Consider the following 22,312-nt stretch of genomic DNA (forward strand, 5'->3'; position numbering starts at 1 on the left):
CGTTTTTTTCGGCCCCGGAGTTCCGGCAGGCCGCCCGGCGCGCCCGGGCCCGCGGCATGCGGTTAAACTGTGCGGCTACGTCCCGAGCCGCTCCGAGCCGCCCGCCCATGCTGCAAGTCCTCCGAGAAAAGATGTCCGGCTGGATCGCGATCGTCATCGTCGCGCTCCTCGCCATTCCGTTCGCGTTCTTCGGCATGGAGCAGTACCTGTTCCAGAGCGGCGCCAACTACGCCGCCAAGGTCGAGGTGCAGCCGTCCTGGTGGCGCTCGGCGCCGGACTGGTGGCTGGTGCGCAAGTTCGCGTGGCAGTCGGAGGAAGTCAGCCCCGAGGAGTTCCGCAATGCCTTCGAGAACGAGCGCCAGCGGCGGCGCCAGGTCGAGGGCGAGCAGTTCGACGCGCGCGCGTTCGAATCGCCCGAGACCAAGCGCGAGATCCTCGAGGCGCTGATCGACCAGAGGGCGCTGAAGCTGGCCGCGGTGCGCGACGGCATGGTCGTCGGCGACACCCAGGTGCGCGAGGAGATCAACGCGATCCCCGCGTTCCAGGTCGACGGACAGTTCGACCAGCAGCGCTACATGCTGACGCTGCAGGCGCAGGGCTATACGCCGCAGGGCTTCCAGGAACTGGTGCGCAACGACCTGCAGGCGGCGCTGCTGCGCGGGCAGGTCGCGCAGTCGGCGTTCACCACGCCGGGCGAGACCGAGCGGATGATGCAACTGCTGGGCGAGCGCCGCGACGTGTCGTTCGTCGTGCTGCCGGCGCCGGCAGCGGATACCGCGGCGGTCAGCGCCAAGGAGATCCAGGACTGGTACGACGCGCACCGCAACGAATACCGCGCGCCGGAGCGGGTGACCCTCGAATACGTGGAGATCGACGACAGCGCGCTGCCGCCCGTGGCCGAGCCCGACGAAGCCGCGCTGCGCCAGCGCTACGAGCAGGAAAAGACGCGCTTCGTCGAACCCGAGCAGCGCCTGGTCTCGCACATCCTGGTTCCGGTGGAAGAGGGCGCGGACGCCGCGGTGCAGAAGGCGGCGCAGGACAAGGCGCAGCAGCTCGCGCAGCAGGCGCGGCAGCCGGACGCCGACTTCGCGGAACTGGCCAAGGCCAATCCGGGCGATCCGGGATCGGCGGCCAACGGCGGCGACCTGGGCTGGATCCGCCAGGATGGCGCCATGGTCAAGCCGTTCGAGGACGCGGTGTTCGCGGCGCAGGCGGGCAGCATCAGCGATCCGGTCAAGAGCCCCTTCGGCTGGCACGTGATCCAGCTGCGCGAGATCCAGGCCGGCCACCAGGTGCCGTTCGAGCAGGTGCGCGAGACGCTGGCGCAGGAACAGGCGCAGGCCGACCGCGAGCGCGCGTTCAACGATCTGGTCGGCGGCTTCGTCGACGAGGTCTACCGCAATCCGACCGAACTGACCGCGGCGGCTAAGCAGGCCGGTCTCGAGGTGAAGACGGCGGGTCCGATCGCGCGCGGCGAGGGCGAGGGCGTGGTCGCGATGCCGGCGGTGCAGCGTGCGGCGTTCTCCGACAGCCTCGTGCAGGATGGCACCGTCAGCGATCCGATCGAGGTCGGGCCGGACCGCAACGTGCTGATCCGCGTGGCCAGCCACGAGCCCGAGCGCGCGCTGACGGTCAACGAGGCGCGCGAGGCGATCGTCGCGGCGATCCGCGGCGATCGTGCCCGCAAGCGCGTGGAGGCCGATGCGCAGGCACTGGTCGAAAAGCTCGAGGCCGGCGAGAGCCTGCAGGCGCTGGCGGACGCGCGCTCGCTGCAGCGGCAGAACATGCTCGGCGTGCCGCGCGGCGCGCCGGTGCCCGACGCGGCGGCCGCAGAAGCCTATTTCCGCGCGCCGGTGCCGGCCGAGGGCAAGGTCTCGCCGGGCAAGGTGGCGCTGCCCGACGGCGGCTTCGTGGTGTTCACCGTGGACAAGGTCACGCCGGGCGACACCAAGGAAGCGACGGACGCCGAGCGCGACATGTTCCGGCAGCAGATGGCGGCGCTGCTCGGCCGCGAGGACGCGGACACCATGCTGCGCGCGCTGCGCCGGCAGATGAAGGTGACGGTGGTCGAGTCGCGGCTGTAGCGGCTGGCGTCATGCGCATGAAAAAGCCCGGCGATTGCCGGGCTTTTTCATGATCGTCATCCTGCAATGCCTGCCATCCCGAACGCCGTGCTTGTCATCCCGAACGTAGTGAGGGATCTGCTCCAGGGCGGGAAGCAAGAGCAGATCCCTCACTGCGTTCGGGATGACAGCTTTTCGCGCGTCGCGCCACCCGCAGAGTCAGGGCATCGGACCTACTCGCCCTCGTCCAGCCCCGTCATGCCGAGGATGTTGTAGCCGCCGTCGACATAGGTGACCTCGCCGGTGATGCCGGACGCGAGGTCCGAGCACAGGAAGGCGGCGGCGTTGCCGACGTCCTCGATCGTGACCGTGCGGCGGATCGGCGAGTTCGACTCGACGTGGCCGAGGATCTTGCGGAAGCCGCCGATGCCCGACGCCGCCAGGGTCTTGATCGGCCCGGCCGAGATCGCGTTGACGCGGATGCCTTCCGGCCCGAGGTTGAGCGCGAGGTAGCGCACCGAGGCCTCGAGCGCGGCCTTGGCCACGCCCATCACGTTGTAGCTCTGCAGCGCGCGTTCGGCGCCGAGGTAGCTCAGGGTCAGGATCGCGCCCTGGCGGCCCTGCATCAGCGGCCGCGCGCCCTTGGCCAGCGCGGCCAGCGAATAGGCCGAGATATCGTGCGCCATCGCGAAGTTCTCGCGGGTCAGGCCATCGAGGAAGCCGCCGGCGATCGCCTCGCGCGGGGCGTAGGCGATGGCGTGGACCAGGATGTCGAAGCCGTCCGGCCAGTGCTTGCCGAGACCGTCGAACAGCGCCACGATCTGGGCGTCGTCAGTCACGTCCAGCGGATACGCGGGGCCGCCCCCGAGCTTCGAGGCGGCATCCTCGACGCGCGATTTCAGCTTGTCGTTCTGGTAGGTGAAGGCGAGTTCGGCGCCTTCGCGGTGCATCGCCTCGGCGATGCCGTTGGCGATCGAACGCTGGCTGGCGATGCCGGTGATCAGTGCGCGCTTGCCTTGCAGGAAACCCATGGGTGACTCGCGTGATGGACCGGGCGCTATTCTGCCACGGCCGTCGCGGCGGTCCCCGCCCGGGGCGGGTCGATGGCCAGCACCATGCCCGGCTGCAGCACGCTGCGTGCGTCCAGGCCGTTGCGCGAGAGCAGCTCGCTGCCGGGAATGCCGTAGCGCCGGGCGATCTTCCAGGCCGAGTCGCCGCGCGCGACGGTGTGCGTGCGCGGTGGCGCATCGACGCGGGCCGGGGCCTCGGGCACGACGTGGGCGGAGGCATCGGCCATGGCGTCGGACATGTCGTCCGGGTCGCCGGAGGCCGGCGTCGGAGACGGCTTGCGGACAGGCGCGGGCGGGGGCCGGACGGCGGCTACCGCAACCGGCGCGTGCGCCGAAGGCAGGAGCACGCGCGCCGTGCCCTGGACGCGCGCGATGCGGCCGTCGCCGAAGGCCGGGTTCAGGCGGCGCAGCTGGGTGGCGTCGGCGCCGTGGCGGGTCGCCAGCGCATCCAGCGTGGCGATGCCGGCCGGCACTTCGGCGGCGGCGAGCACCGGCACCGGGCGATCCAGCGCCTGCAGCCAGGCGTCGCGGTCGTCGGCTTCCTCGAAGATGCACGACAGCGCATGCAGCTTGCGCACGTAGGCCATGGTGATCGGCGGCATCGGCAGGGTCGCCGGGTCGGCGCTGGCCGGGCGCTGGCCGGCGCGCTTGAGCGCGCCCAGCAGGCGGTATTCGCCGGCGTTGTAGGCCATCACCGCCAGCCGCCAGTCGCCGGCGAACATCCCGTGCAGGGTCCGCAGGTAGCGCACCGCGGCCTCGGTCGAGTCCACCGGCGACAGCCGGCCGTCGTAGCCCGGGCCCACCGCCACTTTCTGGTTGCGAGCGGTGAGGGCGATGAACTGCCACAGGCCGGCCGGCCCCTGCGGCGAGCGCGCGCCGGGCTTGTAGCCGCTCTCGACGAAGGGGATCAGCGCGTACTCGGTCGGCAGGTGCGCCTCGCGCAGGCGGTCGACGACGTAGCCGAACAGGGGCAGCACGTCGCTGCGCGGCGAGGCGAACAGGCCCGGCGCATGCGCGAAGTGCTGGCGCCAGCGGGCGCTGGCGCCGGGTTCGCAGACCGGATCGGCCAGTCCTTCGCGGAAGTTGCGGTAGATCTCGACACCGCTGCGGGTGCCAGCGGGCAGGACCACGGACGGCGCCACGGGCGATGCTTCGACGACGCGCGGCTTCGGCAGCGGCACCGCCTCGCCGTCGATGAGGATGCTGTCGGGCTGCGGCGGGGCGGGCGCCGGCGGGTCGGGGCTGTCGCCCGCCCATGCCGGCGCGGCCAGCGCGAGGGCGAGCGCGAGCCCGGTGGCGAAACCGCTGCGCGCGCTCATGCGCGGAAGCCGTCCTTCCAGCGCCGCAGTTCGGCGAAGGCCTCGACGCGATCGCCTTCGGCCAGCGGCCGGCGCGCCGCGACCGCGGCGCGTACGGCCGGGGCGTCGATGCGCAGGAACGGGTTGCAGGCGCGTTCGTCGGCGAGGGTGGTGGGCAGGGTGGGGCGTCCCTGGTCGCGCATGGCGATGGCCTCTTCGTGCCGGCGCCGCAGCGCCGGGTTGTCGGGATCGACCACGCGCGCGAAGGCGGCGTTGGCCAGCGTGTACTCGTGCCCGCAGCAGACCCGGGTCTGCGCGGGCAGGGCGGCCAGCCGGTCGAGGGCGCCGAGCATGTCGCGGGGCGTACCTTCGAACAGGCGACCACAGCCGAGGCTGAACAAGGTGTCGCCGCAGAACAAGAGGCCATGGCCCAGGAATGCGATGTGGCTCACGGTATGGCCGGGGACGGCGAGGACGTCGAAGGTCCAGGGCCCGATTCCGATCCGCTGGCCGTCGCCGACGGGATGGTCGATGGTCCCGATCCGGTCGTCGGCCGGGCCGAACACCGGCACTCCGGGCCAGCGCCGGAGCAGGTCCGGCACGCCGCCGACGTGGTCGGCATGGTGGTGGGTCAGCAGGATCGCCAGCGGCGCGGCGGCGCCTTCCGCGGCGGCCAGGACCGGCCCCGGCTCGCCGGGATCGACCACCAGCCAGCGGCCGTCGTCGTCGGCCAGGCGCCAGATGTAGTTGTCCGACAGCGCCGGGAGTGGGCTCAGCTGCATCGGTGGGAAGGTCCGGCTGCCCGTAGAATGACGACCATGCCCTCGATGTCGCCGACCCGTCAATCCGGGCAAACGATCCATGACTGGTTCCTGTCCGATGCCGGACAGGCCGTGCTGGCGAGCGAGGAGGACGCGGTCGCGCAGGCCCTGTCCGACCGTCCCGGCCTGCCCTGGCTGTGGTGCGGGCCGGGGCCGCGCGACACCGCGGACGTCGCCGGGCGCGGTCTGTACCTGTCCCCGGACGGGGAACAGTGGCGCGGGCGGATCGCCTGCGGCCTGCCGCTGCCCCTGCCCAGCGAGGCCTTCGGCGCGGTGGTGCTGCAACACGTCGCGCGCCCGTCCGGTCCCTGCGGCCAGGGCCTGCTGGAGGAGGCGGCGCGGCTGCTGGTCCCCGGCGGCCGGCTGTGGCTGTTCCTGCTCAACCCGCTGGCGCCGTACCGCTGGCGCTGGCGCGGGACCGGCATCACCGCCTCCGAGCCGCTGGCCTGGCGCCGCCGCCTGCGCGCGGCCGGGCTGGTGCCGGACGCGGTCTCGCAAGGCCTCGGTCCGGGCTGGTCGCAGCGGGTCTCGCTGCGGCCGCAGCAGGGCGCGGGCCTGCGCGCGGGCTACCTGCTGCGTGCGGAGAAGCGCGTGCTGCCGTTGACGCCGATGCGGAAGCGGCGCGCGCTGCATCTCGGCCCGGGCGTGTCCGCGGCATGAGTGCGGTCGGCATCCACACCGACGGCGCCTGCCTCGGCAATCCCGGCCCCGGCGGCTGGGCGGCGCTGCTGCGCTATGGCGGGCAGGAGCGCGAGCTGGTTGGCGGCGAGCCGCTGACGACCAACAACCGCATGGAGCTGATGGCTGCGATCGTCGCGCTGGAAACCCTGACCCGGCGCTGCGAGGTGGTGCTGCACACCGACTCGCAGTACGTGCGCAAGGGCATCACCGAATGGATGCCGAACTGGGTGCGCCGCGGCTGGAAGACCGCCGGCGGCGACCCGGTCAAGAACCGCGACCTGTGGGAGCGCCTGCACGCGGTCAGCCAGCGCCACGCCATCGACTGGCGCTGGGTGAAGGGCCACGCCGGCGACCCCGACAACGAGCGCGTCGACGTGCTGGCGCGCGACGAGGCGATCCGGCAGCGGTCGGCGGCATAGTGGTCGCGCGGGATCCCTCCCTGCGGTCGGGATGACAGCTTCCGCTTCTTCGAATCACCAATCACCAATCACGAATCACCACCCATGCGCCACATCATCCTCGACACCGAAACCACCGGCCTGGAATGGAAGAAGGGCAACCGCGTCGTCGAGATCGGCTGCGTGGAGCTGATCGAGCGGCGGCCGAGCGGGCGCACCTACCACCAGTACATCAACCCCGAGCGCGAGTTCGAGCCCGGGGCGCAGGAAGTGACCGGGCTGACCCTGGAGTTCCTCGCCGACAAGCCGAAGTTCGCGCAGATCGCCGACGAATTCCTCGCCTTCGTCGACGGCGCCGAGCTGGTGATCCACAACGCCGCGTTCGACATGGGCTTCCTCGAACACGAGCTGTCGCGGCTGGGCGACGGCTACGGAAAACTGCGCGACCGGGTGACGGTGCAGGACTCGCTGGAACTGGCGCGCCAGCGCTACCCCGGCCAGCGCAACTCGCTGGACGCGCTGTGCAAGCGGCTCGGGGTCGACAACTCGCACCGGCAGCTGCACGGCGCGCTGCTCGACGCGCAACTGCTGGCCGAAGCCTGGCTGGCGCTGACCGCGGGGCAGGGCGAGATCGGTTTTGCCAGCGCGGAATCGTCCGCGGGCACGCGGTCGAGCCGGGCGGCGGTCATTCCGATCGCCACCGGGCCGCGGCCGTCGATCGCGGTGCCGGTGGAGGACCTGGAGCTGCACCAGGCGCGCGTCGAGGCGATCCGCAGGAAGGCGGGGCGCTGCGTGTGGGACGTCGAGGCGCCTGCGGCGGAGAGCGCTGCCGGCTGACGCTTGCGCGGCGACGCCCCTGTCGACTGTCATTCCGGGCGCAGCGAGGAATCTGCTTCCCGATAGCAGTAGAAGCAGATTCCTCGCTGCGCTCGGAATGACAGTCGTGATAGGGGAACGACGATCGTCTCTTGTCGAACGCTCTCGCGTCTCAGTGGCTGCGCACCAGCACCACGGTGACGTTGTCCGACCCGCCGCCGTCGAGCGCGGCCGCGACCAGCCCGTCCACACACTCCTGCGCGCTGCACTCGGTGTGCGCGAGCACGCGCGAGATGCCGCCGTCGTCGACTTCCTCGGTCAGGCCGTCGCTGCACAACAGCAGTTGCGTCCCCGGCCCGAGTTCGCCCGACAGCGTCTCCACGTTCAACGCCTGCGGCTCGGTCACGCCCAGCGCCTGGGTCACCACGTTGCGGTGCGGGTGGCTGCGGGCCTGGTCGATGCTGATCGCGCCCTGGGCGATCAGCTCCTGCACGTAGCTGTGGTCCTGCGACAGCTGCGCGAGCTTGCCGTCGCGCCACAGGTAGGCGCGGCTGTCGCCGACCCAGGCCACCTCGAAGCGGTTGCCGACCACGCGCGCGGCCACGACCGTCGTGCCCATCGGCAGCGCGTCGTTGCGCTGGCGCGAGGCGCGGATGATCTCTTCGTCAGCGATCCGGATCGCCTGCGGCAGGGGCGTGCCCTGGCGGGTCTCGCGCACGATCGTCTCGCGCGCGAGCGCGCTGGCGACCTCGCCGTATTCGTGTCCGCCCATGCCGTCCGCCACCAGCCACAGCCCAAGTTCGCTGTCGCCGTAATAGGTGTCCTCGTTCAGCTCGCGGCGCAGCCCGACGTGGGTGAGATGTCCGAATTCGATCATGCGTGACCCGTCGGGTTCGGGCGGACTCGTGGCTCTTGGGCTGGATAACGCGGAAACACCGGTTTGCAGGTCAAGAGGATCGGCATGGTCGCGCGCCGGCCCGGCGGGGGGACCGGGACGTGCGGGCAAACTAACAGAACGGCGGTGAACGGCGTGACGAGCGCCCTGGCGCGCCCGTACCGCCGGTTCAGGGGCGCAGGGTCAGCGAATGGATCGCGGGGCCGGGCAGGAACGGGGTCGGACGGCCGTGGACCCAGTCGTCGTGGCCCGCGCCCCAGAACGGCGACAGCGGGTGTCCGCTCTGGCCACCGGGCATGTGCATGAAGCCGTCGGCCTCGCGGCCCGGCGAGACCACCATGCGCTCGGACGCGCCGAAGGCCGGCCCCTGCACGCGGGGCATCATCGAATCGCCCGGCAGCGGGTCGGCGGGCATGCACAGCAGGCGCTTGCCGAGCGGGACCGCGCCCGCCAGCGGGTGGCAGATCGCGGCGGTGTTGAGCTCGCCCCAGGTGCGCTCGCGCAGCGGGCCCTGGGCCGCGAGTTCGTCGCGGACCTGCTTCGCCGCATCCTCCAGCAGCGCATCCCACGAGGCGAACCGGCGCGGCAGCAGGTGCGCTGGCCGCTGCTGCAGCAGCGGCCAGGCGACGCCCTCGAACTGCTGCAGCCAGGGCATCGCGAATTCCTCGCCCATGCTGGCGCGGGCCGGCGCCAACAGCCCGTCGAGCAGGCGCGCATGCACCGCCTCGCGCCAGGCGCGGACGATGCGGTAGCCGGCCGAATCGACGCTGGCGCGCCCCTGCCAGTCGCTGGCGGCCGCGGCGAGTGCGTGCAGGGCCGGGGATGCGTCGTCGGCGCCCTGCGCGCGCAGCAGCTCCCACCAGCGCGTCATCAGGATCGCGCGGTCGTCGAGCTGGATCGCCAGCAGGTCGCGTTCGGTGAAGCGGTCCTTCGCCTGCAGGCCGTCGCGGATCTGGCGCTGGCGCGCGCCGAGGTCGTAGCCGCCGTCGCCGATGCGGGCGAGGTCTTCGATGGAGACGACGCGGCTGTTGGCGGTCCACAGGCGCGCGGCGTCCGGCGAGCGGAGGACGGGCGATGCCGCCGTATCGATGCGCCAGGGCGGGCAGGGTTCGACGGGCTGGCCTTGCGACGGGGGTTCCGGGCCTTGATCGGGGGCCGGAGCGGGAGTGGTGGCATTGGCCACGAGATCGCGGGTCGGGCACCCCTCGCTGCGACCGGGCAAGGGGCCGAGCAGTCGCCAGGCGACGTTTCCGCCGGAATCGCCGATCACCAGGTTCTGCGTCGGGACCGCGGTGCGGTCGGCGAGCGCCAGCGCGGCGTCGAGGTCGGCGACGCGCGCGAAGTCCATCAGGCCGAGGTTGACCGAGCCCGGCATCTGCGCGGTCCAGCGCAGCGACAGCACCTTGCCGTCGGCAAGCTCGTGCAGGATCGGCCCCCAGCGGGTCTCGCGGACTTCGAACTCCACGGGTTCGGCGCCCGCGACCTGAATGAGTTCGACACGGGTTTCGACCGGTGTGCAGGGATGGCCCGCGCCTTCGGCGTCGGCACGTGCTTCGGCGCACGGCGTTTCCAGCGCCCAGTCGAGGTAGTCGCCGTAGCTGTTGGTGTAGCCCCAGGCGACATGCCCGTTGCTGCCGACGATCACCGCCGGCAGGCCCGGCAGGGTGACGCCCTGCACGTCGACGCTGCCGCCCGGCGCCGCCGCGTCCGGCCAGCGCAGCCGCGCGCGGAACCACAGGTTGGGCGCGCGCAGGCCCAGATGCATGTCGTCGGCGACGATCGCGCGGCCGTCCGCGGTCAGCGCACCGGACACCGCAAAGTTGTTGCTGCCCGGAAAGTACCCGGTCGCCGCAGGCGACCAGCCGATGCCTCTCTCCCGCACTGCGGGAGAGAGGGGGACCGCCAGCGGAGCGGGGGGTGGAGTGAGGGCAACGCTCTGTACGCCCGCCGCAGGCGACCAGCCGATACCTCTCTCCCGCACTGCGGGAGAGAGGGGGACCGCCCGCGGAGCGGGCGGTGGAGTGAGGGCGACGCCGTGCACGCTCGCCGCGGGCGACCCGCCGATGCCTCTCTCCCGCGAGGAAGAGAATGCAACCGCCTCCGCATCCTCCCTATCCGACTGTTCCGGGGCCGGCAGCTTGCGCAGGTCGACCTCGTCGGCGGACGGCAGCCGCGCATCGCCCATCGCCTCACCGGACAGCGGCGCGTCCCAGTTGCTGCCCGGATGGGTCAGCAGCGCGTACAGCGCTTCGGGCAGGTGCGGCTGCAGTTTCCACAGCGCCAGCTCGCGGGTATTGCCCGCGTCCTGCAGGTCGAAGTACATCGCGTAGCCGGCGAGCGCGGTGTCGGCCGGCTGCCACGGCTGCGGCTGCTGGCGCAGCAGCAGGTACGGCCACGGCCGCGCGCGCAGCGCGGACAGGCCGGCGTTGACGCCGTCGGCGTAGGCCTGCAGTTGCGGCAGCTTGTCGCCGGCGATCGCGTCGAGGTGGGCATCCACACGCGCGCGCATGCGGTGGACGCGGTGGCGCTTGTCGAGGTCGAGCGCGATCGCGCCGAACAGCCCGGACAGTTCGCCCGCCGAGGTGCGCCGCAGCAGGTCCATCTCGAAGTAGCGCTCCTGCGCGTGCACGTAGCCCAGCGCGCGCAGGGCGTCGGCCTCGTTCGCGGCGTCGATGGTGACCACGCCCAGCGCGTCGCGCTGGATCGTGACCGGCGCGGCCAGCCCCGCCAGCGCGATGTCGCCGTCCAGCGCCGGCAGGCTGCCGCGCAGCAGCCACCAGACCGCGAGCGCGAGCAGCGCCACCATGGCCAGCACGGCGATCAGGACGCGCTTGAGCCACTTGCGCATGGAGGATTCCCCTGTGGAGTCGGTCGATTCTAGTGGCGAGGGCGCCTGCCGCGCGCCGTGCGATGGGTAAGCGGCCGGGTAAATCGGGCTGCGATTGCAACTGATTCCGATTAGAACATCGCCGGCGGGCTTCGGGCAGGATAGGCGGCATCATTCCCGTCCGGAGCCGACCGCCATGAAGGGCCATCCCGAAGTCGTCGACTACCTCAAGTTCCTGCTGCGCGGCGAGCTGGCCGCGCGCGACCAGTATTTCCTCCATTCGCGGCGCTACGAGGACCTCGGCCTCAATGCGCTGCACGCGCGCATCAACCACGAGATGGAGGAGGAGACCCAGCACGCCGACGCGCTGCTGCGGAGGATCCTGTTCCTCGAGGGCGATCCGGACATGCGTCCCGATGACTTCGAGCCGGGCAAGACCGTCGAGGAGATGCTGCGCAAGGACCTCGACCTCGAGTACAAGGTCCGCGAGAACCTCGCCCGCGGCGTCGAGCTGTGCGAGAAGCACGGCGACTACGTCAGCCGCCAGGTCCTGGTGGCGCAGCTGGCCGACACCGAGGAAGACCACACCTGGTGGCTGGAGAAGCAGCTGCGGCTGATCAAGATGGTCGGGCTGGAGAACTACCAGCAGGCGCGGATGGGCGAGGACCCGTCGCCGGGCTGAGGGCCGAACGCCTTCGGGGAACCCCCAAAGAGCCCGGGATTTGTCATTTCGAACGTAGTGGGAAATCCTGCTGTTGAAGCCGCTCCCGCGGCTTGCGGTCCAGCCGGTAGACGACGGTATGCAAGGCAGTCACGCCTTCGGCCTGGAACGAGGGCTCGCCGTAGAGGATGTCGCGGCGCTCCAGTCGCTCGACCAACCAGTCGCGATCGAGGCGCGCATGCACTTCCGGCTCGCCGACCGGGAACGGCGGTCCGTCCTTCTCCGCTTCGGAAAACTCCAGCGTGACCAGCAGGCCGCGGCAGCCGGCCGGCAGGCGTCGCCAGGTGGTGGCGGCATAGGTGTCGCGCATGGCCGGCGGCAGTGCGATCAGCGCGGCGCGGTCGTAGACGCCGGCGCAGTCGGCGAGCAGCGACGCGGGAATCGCGAAGGCGTCGCCTTGGATCAGTTCCCACGGCCCGGCGACATGGTGCGTGCCGGCCGGGCTGGCGTGCGTGGATGGCGTGAGCCCGCGTTCGTCGAAGAACTGCGCGATCGCCAGCGCCGACAGCTCGATGCCGAGCACCCGATGCCCCTGTTCGGCGAGCCAGACCATGTCCAGCGACTTGCCGCACAGCGGGACGAACACGCGGCTGCCGCGGGCGAGGCGGAGGGGGTCCCAATACTGCGTCAACAGCGGCAGCGGTGTGTCGCGGTGGAAGCCGATGCGGTTGCTGTGCCAGCGGTCGTGCCAGAAATCCGGCTGCATGGTGGTTTCCGTCTTCTGTGAAACTTCTGCTGTCATCCCGAGCGCAGCGAGGGATCCTGTTCAACTGCCGATGGAAAAGAAGATCCCTCGCTTCGCTCGGGATGACATCGGAAACATCCACGCGCGAACGGTGGTCGTCACTCGACGCCCAGTGCTTCCACCTTCTGCCACCCCCTCGGCAACAGCCCCCCGCGGCTCGCCCGCGCGCCCATGTACTCGCCCAGGTCCTTGAACGACAGGCTCATCGTGCGCGTGCCCGACTTCACCACCAGCGTTCCGCCCGGCGGCACCACGGCGACGGCGACCACGCGCTCGGTGCCGCGCCTGGCCTTGGGGATCTCGATGATCTTGTTGCCCTTGCCCTTGTCGAGTTCCGGCAGCTCCGAGACCGGGAACGCGAGCAGGTGACCGGCGCTGGTGACCGCGACGATCCGGTCGGCCTCGACGCTGTCCACCGCCGCCGGCTGCAGCACCTTCGCGCCTTCCGACAGCGACAGCATCGCCTTGCCGGCCTTCTGCCGTCCGGTCAGGTTCTCGAAGCGGGTCACGAATCCGTAGCCGTGCGACGAGGCCAGCACGAAGCGGTCGTCGTTGCCGCCGCTGGCCATCGCCGCGAACGAGGCGCCCGCGGCCGGCGAGAAGCGGCCGGTCAGCGGCTCGCCGTTGCCGCGCGCCGACGGCAGCGCGTGCGCCAGCGTCGAATAGCTGCGCCCGGCCGAATCGAGGAAGGCCACCTGCTGCGTGCTGCGGCCCCGGACCGCCGCCAGCAGGCCGTCGCCGTCGCGGTACGACAGCGCGGCCGCGTCGACGTCGTGGCCCTTGGCCGCACGCACCCAGCCTTTCTCGCTCAGCACCACGGTCACCGGTTCGCTGGGCACCAGTTCGGTCTCGTCCAGCGCCTGCGCCGCGTCGCGCGCGACCAGCGGCGAGCGGCGCGCATCGCCGTATTTCCTGGCGTCGGCCAGCAGTTCGTCCCGGATCAGCTTCTTCAGCCTGGCCTTGCTGCCCAGCGTGGCGATGAGGCGGTCGCGCTCGCCGTCGAGTTCGTCCTGCTCGCCGCGGATCTTCATTTCCTCCAGGCGTGCGAGCTGCTTGAGCTTGGTTTCGAGGATGTAGTCGGCCTGGTCCTCCGACAGTCCGAAGCGCGCGATCAGCGCCGTCTTCGGTTCGTCCTCGGTGCGGATGATGCGGATCACCTCGTCGAGGTTGAGGAAGGCGACCAGCAGGCCTTCGAGCAGGTGCAGGCGGCGCTCGACCTTGTCCAGCCGGTGCTGCAGCCGGCGCGTCACCGTTTCGCCGCGGAACACCAGCCATTCGGCGAGGATCGCCTTGAGGTTCTTCACCTGCGGGCGGCCGTCGAGGCCGATGACGTTGAGGTTGACGCGGTAGCTCTTCTCCAGGTCCGTGGTGGCGAAGAGGTGGCCCATCAGCTGTTCGGCGTCGACCCGGTTCGAGCGCGGGATCAGGGCGATGCGCACCGGGTTGGCGTGGTCGGACTCGTCGCGGATGTCCTCCAGCCACGGCAGCTTCTTCGCGCGCATCTGGGTGGCGATCTGCTCGATCACCTTCGACGGCGAGACCTGGTGGGGCAGGGCGGTGACGATGATGTTCTGGCCTTCCCTGGCGAACGTGGCGCGGGCGCGCACGCTGCCGTTGCCGGTCTGGTAGATCGCGCGCAGGTCGGCGGCCGGGGTGATGATCTCGGCGCTGGTCGGGTAGTCCGGGCCGCGCACGTGTTCGCACAGGTCGGCGACGCTGGCGTCGAGGTCGTCGAGCAGGCGCACGCAGGCGCTGACGATCTCGCCCAGGTTGTGCGGCGGCACGTCGGTGGCCATGCCGACCGCGATGCCGGTGGTGCCGTTGAGCAACAGGTGCGGCAGGCGCGCCGGCAGCCAGCTCGGTTCCTCCAGGGTGCCGTCGAAGTTCGGCGTCCAGTCGACCGTGCCATGGCCGAGTTCGCCCAGCAGCACGTCCGCGATCGGGGTGAGCTTGGACTCGGTGTAGCGCATCGCCGCGAACGACTTGGGGTCGTCGGTCGAGCCGAAGTTGCCTTGGCCGTCGATCAGCGGATAGCGGTACGAGAACGGCTGCGCCATCAGCACCATCGCCTCGTAGCAGGCGCTGTCGCCGTGCGGGTGGAACTTGCCGATCACGTCGCCGACGGTGCGCGCGGACTTCTTCGGCTTCGCCGCCGCGCCCAGGCCGAGCTCGCTCATGGCGTAGATGATGCGGCGCTGCACCGGCTTGAGGCCGTCGCCGAGGAAGGGCAGGGCGCGGTCGAGGACCACGTACATCGAGTAGTCGAGGTAGGCGCGCTCGGCGTATTCGCGCAGCGGGATCTGCTCGAAGCCGTGGAAGACGGGACGGACGGACTCGGTCATCGGTGGCGGGGAAAGACGGTGAAAACGGAGGAGAATTCTATCCTCCCCGGCCGGAACGAGCCCCGTGGTCGGGCCGGGCTGCTCAGCGCGCAAGCATCCAGTTCAGATTGGTCACCGTGGTCAGCTCATAGCGCGAGTTGGGCTGACCTGCGCGCCAGACCACGTTGCGGCCGCTGCGGCCGTGGCGCCAGAGCAGGTCAGCTCTGCCATCGTGGTCGTAGTCGGCGATGCCCGCGATCTTCCAGCCCAGGTCGGCGACGCCCGTGATGTCCCGGCTGACGTTCAAGTTGGCGGAAGGCCATATCGAAGCGCGGCCGGTCAACGCATGCCGCCAGACGATGTCCGAGCGTCCATCGCGATCGACGTCGCCGATGCCGGCCACCTGCCAACCGGCGTGCGGCGCATGGGCGACCGCAAGGCGGGTGCCTGCCTCGCCCCCGCTCCAGATGGTGTTCGCGCCACTGAAGCGATGCCGCCAGAGGATATCGGCGCGACCGTCGCCGTTGAAGTCGCCGATCCCCGCCACCAGCCAGTCGCGGTCGGGAACGGTTGCCAGCACGCGGGAGTTCCGATAGGACCCTGCTCCCCAGATGGCGTTCGCTCCGTTCACCGAATGGCGCCACAGCACGTCGTCCTTGCGGTCGCTGTCGAAATCCCCGATGCCGACGACCTCCCAGCGGGTATCGGTCACCGCAGTGAGCGATACCGATTGCCGGTAGTCGCCGCCCGGCCAGATGGCGTTGGCTCCGGTGGCGACGTGCCTCCAGAACAGGTCCGTACGTCCGTCGCCATCGAAATCCCCGCGGCCGACGAGCCTCCAGCGGCGATCCGTCACCCGGGTGACGGCGATCTGGGTGGCGATGCTACCGCCTTTCCAGATGGCACTGGCGCCGGTGGACGCGTCGTGCCAGAGGATATCGGTACGACCGTCGCCATCGAAGTCGGAGGCGACATCATTTGCCGGCGCCCAAGGCTCGAGGCAGCCTTGGCCCCTCAGGAGGAGGAGCCCGTTGTTGTAGTCGGCCACCGCTGCATCGCTGCAGCCATCTCCATCGATATCGCCTCCATCGAGGCCATGGTGTTGGTATGTCGTGGCGTAGGGCAGGGGCGTGCCGCGCTCCGCCTCCAGCCCTTCGCGGATCTGGAGGTAGTAGCCGAGGGCCTCCCAGCCGCCATGGGCCACGAGCAGGTCCTGGTAACCGTTGTTGTCGAGATCCACCGCCGTCGCGGCGACGGCCATGTCGTAGGTCCACATGGTTTGGGGGGTCGACAGCCTTCCATCCTGGCCTTGATGGAAAATCCAGAGCGCCGAGCGCGGCTGATTGCTCGCGACCGTCGTCAGGACGTCGAGGCGGCCGTCGCGATTGATGTCCACAAGCGTCAATGTCCGGAATCCGCGCGAGTCGCCGGTTGCGTAGGATTCGTAGTCGTAGTGGACAGCGGCTGCGAAGCCGCCGTCGCCCCTGCCCGGGAAGATCACGATGCCCAGTTGGTCGGCAACGACGATATCCGCGTGGCCGTCGCCGGTGACGTCGCCTATCCTGGCCCCTCCGGGGCGACCGCCCGACCGGATCGCGAGTTCGGTGCTCCGCGAAAACGTTCCGTCGCCGTTGCCGAACAGGACGACCAGCCGGCCATCGGCCTGCCTGACGACGTCCGGCCTGCCGTCCCGGTCGAGGTCACCGGCCACCAGGGAGACGATTGTGCCCGGCATCTCGACCAGTCGCGTGGCCATTCCCGCTCCGCGCCGAGGCAGCAGGATGGTGAAGCCCTGGTCATGGCCGATGACGATGTCGGCGATTCCATCGTTGTCGAGGTCCGCGATCTGCAACTCGGTGCCGTATCCTTCGGTGGTCCCCAGGTAGTCATGGCTGGCAGGGGCGGCCAGGCCGCCGCTTGGCGTCTGCGCATAGACCAGGGCCTGGCTGCCTTCGATCGAACCGAACCAGTCCCGGACCACAAGCACCACGTCCTTGCGACCGTCGCCAGTCACATCGGCAATGGCGACAGTGTCGGCCGTGGCCGGGAGGTTTTCATCGTGCAAGGCCACCGGCTGGAAGCGGAAGTCGGACCCTGCTGCGGTCCCGGAGATGGTCACCACGCATCCCGCGAGCAGGAACCCCGCAAACCGGCGGATCCGTGCCGCCGGCCGCACGGGCTGCGAAGGGAGTACGCACCGCCGCCGTTCTGCAATCCGTTCCGTCACATCCCGTTCCATCACATCTCCCGCTCCTGATGCCAGTGCCATTCCGGTGCGTGGACTGCCAGGCCGTCGGCGTGGCGGCGCCGGCAATCTCAACTGGCTGGACGACGCTGGTGTTGGATCGTATCTCATCGCCGAGGATTGTTTCCGCATGTACGTACCGTTGCCCGCGCGTCGCACCGAGGCCGCGCACTACGCCTATCCCGAGCACCTGCGGCCGTGGATCGTGCCGTTGCCGCGCGCGCCGGGCGTCTACGTGTTCCACGGCGAGGATGAGCGGGTGCCGCTGTACATCGGCAAGAGCGTGAACATCCGCCAGCGCGTGCTCGACCACATGCGCACGCCGGAGGAGGCGCGCCTGCTGCGGGCGGCGTGGCGGATCGAGTTCACCCGCACCGCCGGTGACCTCGGCGCGCAGCTGCTGGAGGCGCAGCAGATCAAGCTGCGCCAGCCGCTGCACAACAAGCGGTTGCGGCGCCGGCGCCAGCTGTGTTCGATCCGCCTGCTACGCGGACGGCCGGAGGTGGTGTATTCGCACGAGACGCCGTTCGCCTCGACGCTGCGCCTTTACGGGCTGTTCTCCAGCCGCACCGCCGCGTTGCAGGCGCTGCGCGTGATCGCCGACGACAACCGGCTGTGCTACGGGCTGCTCGGGATCGAGCGGCCGGTGGCCGGACGCGCCTGCTTCCGCGCGAGCATCGACCGTTGCGCGGGCGCCTGCTGCGGGCGCGAGTCGCCGGCCGGGCACGAGGCGCGGCTGGACGCGGCGCTGGAGGCGCTGCGGGTGGCGACCTGGCCCTATGCCGGGGCGGTGGGGATCGTCGAGGACGGGCCGGACCTGAGCCAGATCCACGTGGTCCGCGACTGGCACTACCTCGGCAGCGCCCCGACCCGCGCTCGCGCGCGCCGGCTGGACCGGGTGGTGGAGGGCTTCGACAACGACGGCTACCGGATCCTGGCCGAGCCGCTGCTGTCGGGACGATGCCGGGTCGTGCTGCTTTGAAGTCGTTGCGCCGGCCGGGGCGGGGCGCGGCAAGCCGGCATGCATCCCTGGGCGAAGACCGGTTTTTCGCAGGAGCGGCTTCAGCTGCGCCCCGGCGCTCGATGGAGCGAAAAACAGTCGCGCCCGGAGGCGCTCCTGCCGCGACGAGGGGGCGGTGCAGGGCCCGGAATCGATAAGGAATTGTTAACGCTAACTCGCGGTTGCCTCGCTCCCGCGGAGCATTCCGCACTGCAGCAAGGCTTTTTTTTGCCAGCTGTGTAGAGTCTGACCCTCGCCACCACGCCGGATCGGGCGCGTCGGGGTTCGCCCGGTCCATCGGACTTGCGAGATCGGCGGCCGATTTTGTGGTAGCGCTAACTTTTTTGGGGAATGATGGATGGGCCTGTTCGTTGGACTGGATGTCGGCACCCAGAGCGTCAAGCTGGTGGCCTACGATCCCGACTCTCGCCAGATCGTGGCCTCGGCCGGGCAGCCGCTCGACCTCGCCGCGGGCGACGACGGCAGTCGCGAGCAGAGCGCGGACTGGTGGGTCGACGCGGTGCGCGCCTGCTTCGGCAGGATCGATCCCGCGCTGCGCGCGCGGGTGGTCGCGATCGGCGTGTCGGGCCAGCAGCACGGCTTCGTGCCGCTCGACCGCAGCGGCAGCGTGCTGGCGCCGGCCAAGCTGTGGTGCGACACCAGCACCAGCGCCGAGTGCGACGAGATCATGGCCGCCGCCGGCGGCGCGCGGCGCTGCATCGAGCTGGCCGGCAATCCGATCCTGGCCGGCTACACCGCCTCCAAGCTGCCCTGGACCCGCAAGCACCGCTCGCAGGCCTACGCCAAGCTCGCGACCATCGCGCTGCCGCACGACTACATCAACTACTGGCTGACCGGCGAGCTTTGGATGGAGCACGGCGACGCCTCCGGCACCGGCTGGCTCGACGTGCGCACGCGCGCCTGGTCGCCGGCGATGCTGGCCGCGACCGATCCCGACCGCGACCTCGGCGCCTGCCTGCCGCCGCTGGTCGACGCCGCCACGCTGGTGAAGATCAAGCCGGCGCTCGCCGACGAACTCGGCCTGCCGCATGCGGTGCAGGTGTCGGCCGGCGGCGGCGACAACATGATGGCCGCGATCGGCACCGGCAACGTCGTCCCGGGCGTGCTGAGCATGAGCCTGGGTACCTCCGGCACGCTGTTCACCTACGCCGACCATCCGGTGGTCGACGACGACGGGCGCTGGGCCGCGTTCTGCGATTCGACCGGCGGCTGGCTGCCGCTGATCTGCACCATGAACTGCACCGTCGCCACCGAGGCGGTGGGCAAGCTGTGCGGCTTCTCGACGAAGGAGGGCGACGCCCTGCTGGCCGGCACCCGGCCCGGCGCCGACGGCCTGCTGATGCTGCCCTTCCTCAACGGCGAGCGCACGCCCGACCTGCCCAACGGCCGTGGCAACCTGTTCGGCATGACCGCGAGCAACCTCACGCCTGCCAACCTCTACCGCGCGGCGATGGAGGGCGCGCTGTACAGCCTGAAGAACGGCTACGACGCGCTGGTCGATGCTGGCCTGCGCTTCGAGGCCATCCGCCTGACCGGCGGCGGCAGCCAGAGCCTGGTGTGGCGGCAGATGGCCGCCGACATGTTCGGCCTGCCGGTCGACGTGCCCGAGCAGGCCGAAGGCGCCGCGTTCGGCGCCGCGCTGCAGGCGCTGTGGGCGGTGCAGCGCAGTGGCGGCGATGCCGACCTGAGCGCGCTCGCCGCGGCGCACGTGCGCCTGGACCCGCGCCTGGCCACGCATCCGCACGCCGAAGCCACCGCGGCGTACGCCCCGGTCTACCAGCGTTTCCTGTCCCACCTCGACGCGATCCGGCCGCTCTACGCGGGTTGACCGCTCGTTCCCCACCTACGACCTCACGGAAGCACAGCAATGAGCAAGGCATTCATCGGCGCGAAGGAATACTTCCCCGGCATCGGCACCATCCCCTTCGAGGGCCCGGGTTCGGACAACCCGCTGGCGTTCAAGGTCTACGACGCGGAGAAGAAGATCGGCGGCAAGACCATGCGCGAGCACCTGCGCTTCGCGGTTTGCTACTGGCATACCTTCTGCAACGCCGGCGCCGATCCGTTCGGCCCGGGCACGCGCCGGTTCCCGTGGGAGGCCGGTGACGCACTGGCGACCGCCGAGGCCAAGGTTGACGCCGCGTTCGAATTCTTCACCAAGCTAGGCGTGCCGTACTGGTGCTTCCACGACGTCGACCTGGCGCCCGACGCCGACGACATCGGCACCTACGAGAAGAACCTCAAGCGCCTGGTGGCGCTGGCGAAGGAGCGGCAGCAGGCCACCGGCGTCAAGCTGCTGTGGGGCACGGCGAACCTGTTCTCGCACCCGCGCTACATGAACGGCGCTTCGACCAACCCGGATTTTCAAGTGGTGGCGCGCGCCGCGGTGCAGGTGAAGAACGCGCTCGACGCCACCGTCGAACTGGGCGGCGAGCACTACGTGTTCTGGGGCGGCCGCGAAGGCTATGCCAGCCTGCACAACACCGACATGAAGCGCGAGCTGGCGCATTTCGCCCGCTTCCTGACCGCCGCCCGCGACTACGGCCGCAGCATCGGCTTCGAGGGTTCGTTCTTCATCGAACCCAAGCCGATGGAGCCGATGAAGCACCAGTACGACTTCGACAGCGCCACCGTCGCCGGCTTCCTCAAGGAGCACGGGCTGGAGAAGGACTTCAAGCTCAACATCGAGGCCAACCACGCCACGCTGTCGGGCCACACCTTCGAGCACGACCTGCAGGTGGCCTCCGACCACGGCCTGCTCGGCAGCATCGACGCCAACCGCGGCAACGCGCAGAACGGCTGGGACACCGACCAGTTCCCGACCGACCTCTACGACACCGTCGGCGCGATGCTGGTGGTGCTGCGCCAGGGCGGCCTGGTCGGCGGCCTGAACTTCGACGCCAAGCCGCGCCGCGAGTCCACCGACATGGAGGACCTGTTCATCGCCCACGTCGGCGGCATGGACGCGTTCGCGCGCGGTCTGGAAGTGGCGCATGGCCTGCTCAACGATTCGCCGTGGGAGCAGTGGCGCAAGCAGCGCTACGCCAGCTTCGACGGCGGCGACGGCAAGGCGTTCGAGGACGGCAAGCTGGGGCTGGCCGATCTCGCATCGCTGGCCGCCAAGGGCGGCGAGCCGCAGCAGACCAGTGGCAAGCAGGAGCGCTACGAGAACCTGCTCAACCAGTACCTGCTGCGCTGAGTGGCGTTGCGCGCGCCGGTCGCCATGGGAACGATGCCGTCCCTCCGCGCCGACCGGCCGCGTGATCGCCGCGGGTGGCCGGCGCGGTCAGCGCGCCGGCGGCGCGACCGAGTCGCGCTGGATCAGCTGATGGGCGATCACGTGGTCCACCAGCGTGCGCGGGCCCTCCCTGCGACGGATGCCGCGCACCAGGATGTCGATCGCCGAATCGCCCATCAGCGCCACCGGCTGGCGGATGGTGGTGAGTTCCGGCCAGACCGTGGTGGCCGCGTAGGTGTCGTCGAAGCCGACCACCGACAGGTCGCGCGGCACGTCGAGGTGGCGCCGGTGCGCCACCGAGACCACGGCCGCGGCCATGTCGTCGTTGCCGGCGAAGATCGCCGTCGGCGGGTTGGGGTGCGCGAGCAGTTTCTCGGCCGCCTCCAGCCCCGAGCGGTAGGTGAAGAAGCCGGCCTCGACCAAGGTCTCGTCGAACGGGATCCCGGCCTCGGACAGCGCCGCATGGAAACCCTCGAGCCGGCGCACGCTGGCCGTCTGGTTCGGATGGCCCTTGATGTGGCCGATGCGGCGGTGGCCGGCGGCGATCAGGTGCTGGGTGACATCCTTGCTGGCCTGGAAATCGTCGATGCGCACCCGCGAGATGTGATGATTGGGGTGCGCGGAGGCGATCGCCACCACTGGCACGCCGGCATCGACGAACTCGGTGATCACGCCCTTCGACTCGCACAGCGGTGGCGGCAGGATCACGCCGGTGATGCGGTTGGCCAGGGTGCGCGCGGCCTGGCGCTGGGCGTTGCTGCCGAGGTTGTCCCAGGAATCGATCACCAGTTGCGCGGCGATCCGGCTGGCGCCGCGCAGCGCGCCGACCAGCAGTTCGCGCAGGTAGGCGCTGCTGGGGTTGGTGTAGATCAGCGCGACGCGCGGCTCGTGCGCGGTGGCCAGCGCACTGGCGGCGAGGTTGGGCGTGTAGCCGAGCTCGCGCACCGCGCGCATCACCCGTTCGCGCGTGGTGTCGCGCACCTTGCCGTGGCCGTTGACCACGCGCGAGACCGTCATCGGCGAGACCTTGGCGAGGGCGGCGACCTCGTCGAGCGTGACGGCCTGTCCCTTGCGTCGCGCGGCTTTCCTCGGTTTCTGCAACGTTCGTTCCCCTGTCCGCGCCATGGTCGCCTGTCGTTCGGGCCGGCATGC

At 70.5% G+C, this 22,312-nt stretch carries 17 protein-coding genes; 8 read left to right on the forward strand and 9 right to left on the reverse strand.

The window, feature by feature from the left end; all coding sequences use genetic code 11:
• Positions 1-107: 107 nt before the first annotated feature.
• The gene (locus FQY83_RS08575) at positions 108-2,084 is read left to right on the forward strand and encodes a peptidyl-prolyl cis-trans isomerase (RefSeq protein WP_272952451.1); all 1,977 of its coding nucleotides are present in this window, start codon (positions 108-110) and stop codon (positions 2,082-2,084) included.
• Between the two features lie 212 nt (positions 2,085-2,296).
• Here the strand turns inward: FQY83_RS08575 and FQY83_RS08580 are convergent, their stop codons facing one another.
• From FQY83_RS08580 to gloB, 3 genes are read right to left on the reverse strand one after another with little or no spacing between them, the layout of a single operon-like run.
• Entirely contained in the window at positions 2,297-3,094 is a 798-nt protein-coding gene (locus tag FQY83_RS08580; protein WP_146387070.1) for an enoyl-ACP reductase FabI, read from the reverse strand.
• Between the two features lie 26 nt (positions 3,095-3,120).
• Positions 3,121-4,452, reverse strand: a complete 1,332-nt coding sequence (locus FQY83_RS08585) for a lytic transglycosylase domain-containing protein (protein ID WP_146387072.1) — start codon at positions 4,450-4,452, stop codon at positions 3,121-3,123.
• Entirely contained in the window at positions 4,449-5,213 is a 765-nt protein-coding gene (gene gloB, locus FQY83_RS08590; RefSeq protein WP_146387074.1) for a hydroxyacylglutathione hydrolase, read from the reverse strand. The genes FQY83_RS08585 and gloB overlap by 4 nt, the downstream gene beginning before the upstream one ends.
• 45 nt (positions 5,214-5,258) lie before the next feature.
• Here gloB and FQY83_RS08595 point away from each other — a divergent pair, with 45 nt between their 5' ends.
• The 3 genes from FQY83_RS08595 (at position 5,259) to dnaQ (ending at position 7,168) form a co-directional block, all read left to right on the forward strand.
• Positions 5,259-5,912 (forward strand): hypothetical protein, encoded by a 654-nt coding sequence (locus FQY83_RS08595; protein WP_158636464.1) that lies wholly within the window; start codon positions 5,259-5,261, stop codon positions 5,910-5,912.
• Complete coding sequence (rnhA, locus tag FQY83_RS08600) at positions 5,909-6,352, forward strand: ribonuclease HI (RefSeq protein WP_146387078.1); 444 nt, start codon at positions 5,909-5,911, stop codon at positions 6,350-6,352. Before FQY83_RS08595 ends, rnhA begins: the two co-directional genes overlap by 4 nt.
• 84 nt (positions 6,353-6,436) lie before the next feature.
• A complete protein-coding gene (dnaQ, locus tag FQY83_RS08605) occupies positions 6,437-7,168 on the forward strand; it encodes a DNA polymerase III subunit epsilon (RefSeq protein ID WP_146387080.1) in 732 nt (243 codons plus the stop codon).
• Between the two features lie 151 nt (positions 7,169-7,319).
• Here dnaQ and FQY83_RS08610 read toward each other — a convergent pair whose 3' ends face one another.
• Positions 7,320-8,024 (reverse strand): PP2C family protein-serine/threonine phosphatase, encoded by a 705-nt coding sequence (locus FQY83_RS08610; RefSeq protein WP_146387082.1) that lies wholly within the window; start codon positions 8,022-8,024, stop codon positions 7,320-7,322.
• 187 nt (positions 8,025-8,211) lie between these two features.
• Positions 8,212-10,890 carry a penicillin acylase family protein gene (locus FQY83_RS08615; protein ID WP_146387084.1) on the reverse strand — a complete coding sequence of 893 codons (2,679 nt, stop codon included), beginning with the start codon at positions 10,888-10,890 and terminating at the stop codon, positions 8,212-8,214.
• A 175-nt stretch (positions 10,891-11,065) separates the two neighbouring features.
• On the opposite strand from FQY83_RS08615, the gene bfr reads away from it, so the two are divergent.
• Entirely contained in the window at positions 11,066-11,551 is a 486-nt protein-coding gene (gene bfr / locus FQY83_RS08620) for a bacterioferritin (RefSeq protein ID WP_146387086.1), read from the forward strand.
• A 43-nt stretch (positions 11,552-11,594) separates the two neighbouring features.
• Here bfr and FQY83_RS08625 read toward each other — a convergent pair whose 3' ends face one another.
• From FQY83_RS08625 to FQY83_RS08635, 3 genes are all read right to left on the reverse strand, one after another.
• Positions 11,595-12,296 (reverse strand): thiopurine S-methyltransferase, encoded by a 702-nt coding sequence (locus FQY83_RS08625; protein WP_146387088.1) that lies wholly within the window; start codon positions 12,294-12,296, stop codon positions 11,595-11,597.
• A gap of 137 nt (positions 12,297-12,433) precedes the next feature.
• Positions 12,434-14,677, reverse strand: a complete 2,244-nt coding sequence (parC, locus tag FQY83_RS08630) for a DNA topoisomerase IV subunit A (protein ID WP_146387091.1) — start codon at positions 14,675-14,677, stop codon at positions 12,434-12,436.
• Between the two features lie 82 nt (positions 14,678-14,759).
• On the reverse strand, positions 14,760-16,895 hold the full coding sequence (locus tag FQY83_RS08635) for an FG-GAP repeat domain-containing protein (RefSeq protein ID WP_158636465.1): 2,136 nt from the start codon (positions 16,893-16,895) through the stop codon (positions 14,760-14,762).
• A 136-nt stretch (positions 16,896-17,031) separates the two neighbouring features.
• Between FQY83_RS08635 and cho the strand changes: the two genes are divergently transcribed.
• The 3 genes from cho (at position 17,032) to xylA (ending at position 21,121) form a co-directional block, all read left to right on the forward strand.
• Complete coding sequence (cho, locus tag FQY83_RS08640; RefSeq protein WP_146387095.1) at positions 17,032-17,883, forward strand: excinuclease Cho; 852 nt, start codon at positions 17,032-17,034, stop codon at positions 17,881-17,883.
• 376 nt (positions 17,884-18,259) lie between these two features.
• Entirely contained in the window at positions 18,260-19,750 is a 1,491-nt protein-coding gene (xylB, locus tag FQY83_RS08645; RefSeq protein WP_146387098.1) for a xylulokinase, read from the forward strand.
• Positions 19,751-19,789: 39 nt separating this feature from the next.
• Positions 19,790-21,121: a xylose isomerase gene (gene xylA, locus FQY83_RS08650; RefSeq protein WP_146387100.1), complete on the forward strand. Its 1,332-nt coding sequence runs from the start codon at positions 19,790-19,792 to the stop codon at positions 21,119-21,121.
• Positions 21,122-21,208: 87 nt separating this feature from the next.
• Here xylA and FQY83_RS08655 read toward each other — a convergent pair whose 3' ends face one another.
• Positions 21,209-22,285: a LacI family DNA-binding transcriptional regulator gene (locus tag FQY83_RS08655; RefSeq protein WP_146387102.1), complete on the reverse strand. Its 1,077-nt coding sequence runs from the start codon at positions 22,283-22,285 to the stop codon at positions 21,209-21,211.
• Positions 22,286-22,312: the final 27 nt, after the last annotated feature.

Origin of the sequence: Luteimonas marina, assembly GCF_007859325.1 — a bacterium.
GTDB classification, from domain to species: domain Bacteria; phylum Pseudomonadota; class Gammaproteobacteria; order Xanthomonadales; family Xanthomonadaceae; genus Luteimonas; species Luteimonas marina.

Excerpts from the sequence above, each read along its gene's own strand:
- xylB (WP_146387098.1), top strand. The coding sequence starts at position 18,260 with ATGGGCCTGTTCGTTGGACTGGATGTCGGCACCCAGAGCGTCAAGCTG.
- FQY83_RS08575 (WP_272952451.1), top strand. The coding sequence starts at position 108 with ATGCTGCAAGTCCTCCGAGAAAAGATGTCCGGCTGGATCGCGATCGTC.
- FQY83_RS08580 (WP_146387070.1), bottom strand. The coding sequence starts at position 3,094 with ATGGGTTTCCTGCAAGGCAAGCGCGCACTGATCACCGGCATCGCCAGC.
- FQY83_RS08610 (WP_146387082.1), bottom strand. The coding sequence starts at position 8,024 with ATGATCGAATTCGGACATCTCACCCACGTCGGGCTGCGCCGCGAGCTG.
- FQY83_RS08625 (WP_146387088.1), bottom strand. The coding sequence starts at position 12,296 with ATGCAGCCGGATTTCTGGCACGACCGCTGGCACAGCAACCGCATCGGC.
- rnhA (WP_146387078.1), top strand. The coding sequence starts at position 5,909 with ATGAGTGCGGTCGGCATCCACACCGACGGCGCCTGCCTCGGCAATCCC.
- FQY83_RS08615 (WP_146387084.1), bottom strand. The coding sequence starts at position 10,890 with ATGCGCAAGTGGCTCAAGCGCGTCCTGATCGCCGTGCTGGCCATGGTG.
- FQY83_RS08585 (WP_146387072.1), bottom strand. The coding sequence starts at position 4,452 with ATGAGCGCGCGCAGCGGTTTCGCCACCGGGCTCGCGCTCGCCCTCGCG.
- FQY83_RS08595 (WP_158636464.1), top strand. The coding sequence starts at position 5,259 with ATGTCGCCGACCCGTCAATCCGGGCAAACGATCCATGACTGGTTCCTG.
- FQY83_RS08635 (WP_158636465.1), bottom strand. The coding sequence starts at position 16,895 with ATGGAACGGGATGTGACGGAACGGATTGCAGAACGGCGGCGGTGCGTA.
- parC (WP_146387091.1), bottom strand. The coding sequence starts at position 14,677 with ATGACCGAGTCCGTCCGTCCCGTCTTCCACGGCTTCGAGCAGATCCCG.
- cho (WP_146387095.1), top strand. The coding sequence starts at position 17,032 with ATGTACGTACCGTTGCCCGCGCGTCGCACCGAGGCCGCGCACTACGCC.
- gloB (WP_146387074.1), bottom strand. The coding sequence starts at position 5,213 with ATGCAGCTGAGCCCACTCCCGGCGCTGTCGGACAACTACATCTGGCGC.
- bfr (WP_146387086.1), top strand. The coding sequence starts at position 11,066 with ATGAAGGGCCATCCCGAAGTCGTCGACTACCTCAAGTTCCTGCTGCGC.
- FQY83_RS08655 (WP_146387102.1), bottom strand. The coding sequence starts at position 22,285 with ATGGCGCGGACAGGGGAACGAACGTTGCAGAAACCGAGGAAAGCCGCG.
- xylA (WP_146387100.1), top strand. The coding sequence starts at position 19,790 with ATGAGCAAGGCATTCATCGGCGCGAAGGAATACTTCCCCGGCATCGGC.
- dnaQ (WP_146387080.1), top strand. The coding sequence starts at position 6,437 with ATGCGCCACATCATCCTCGACACCGAAACCACCGGCCTGGAATGGAAG.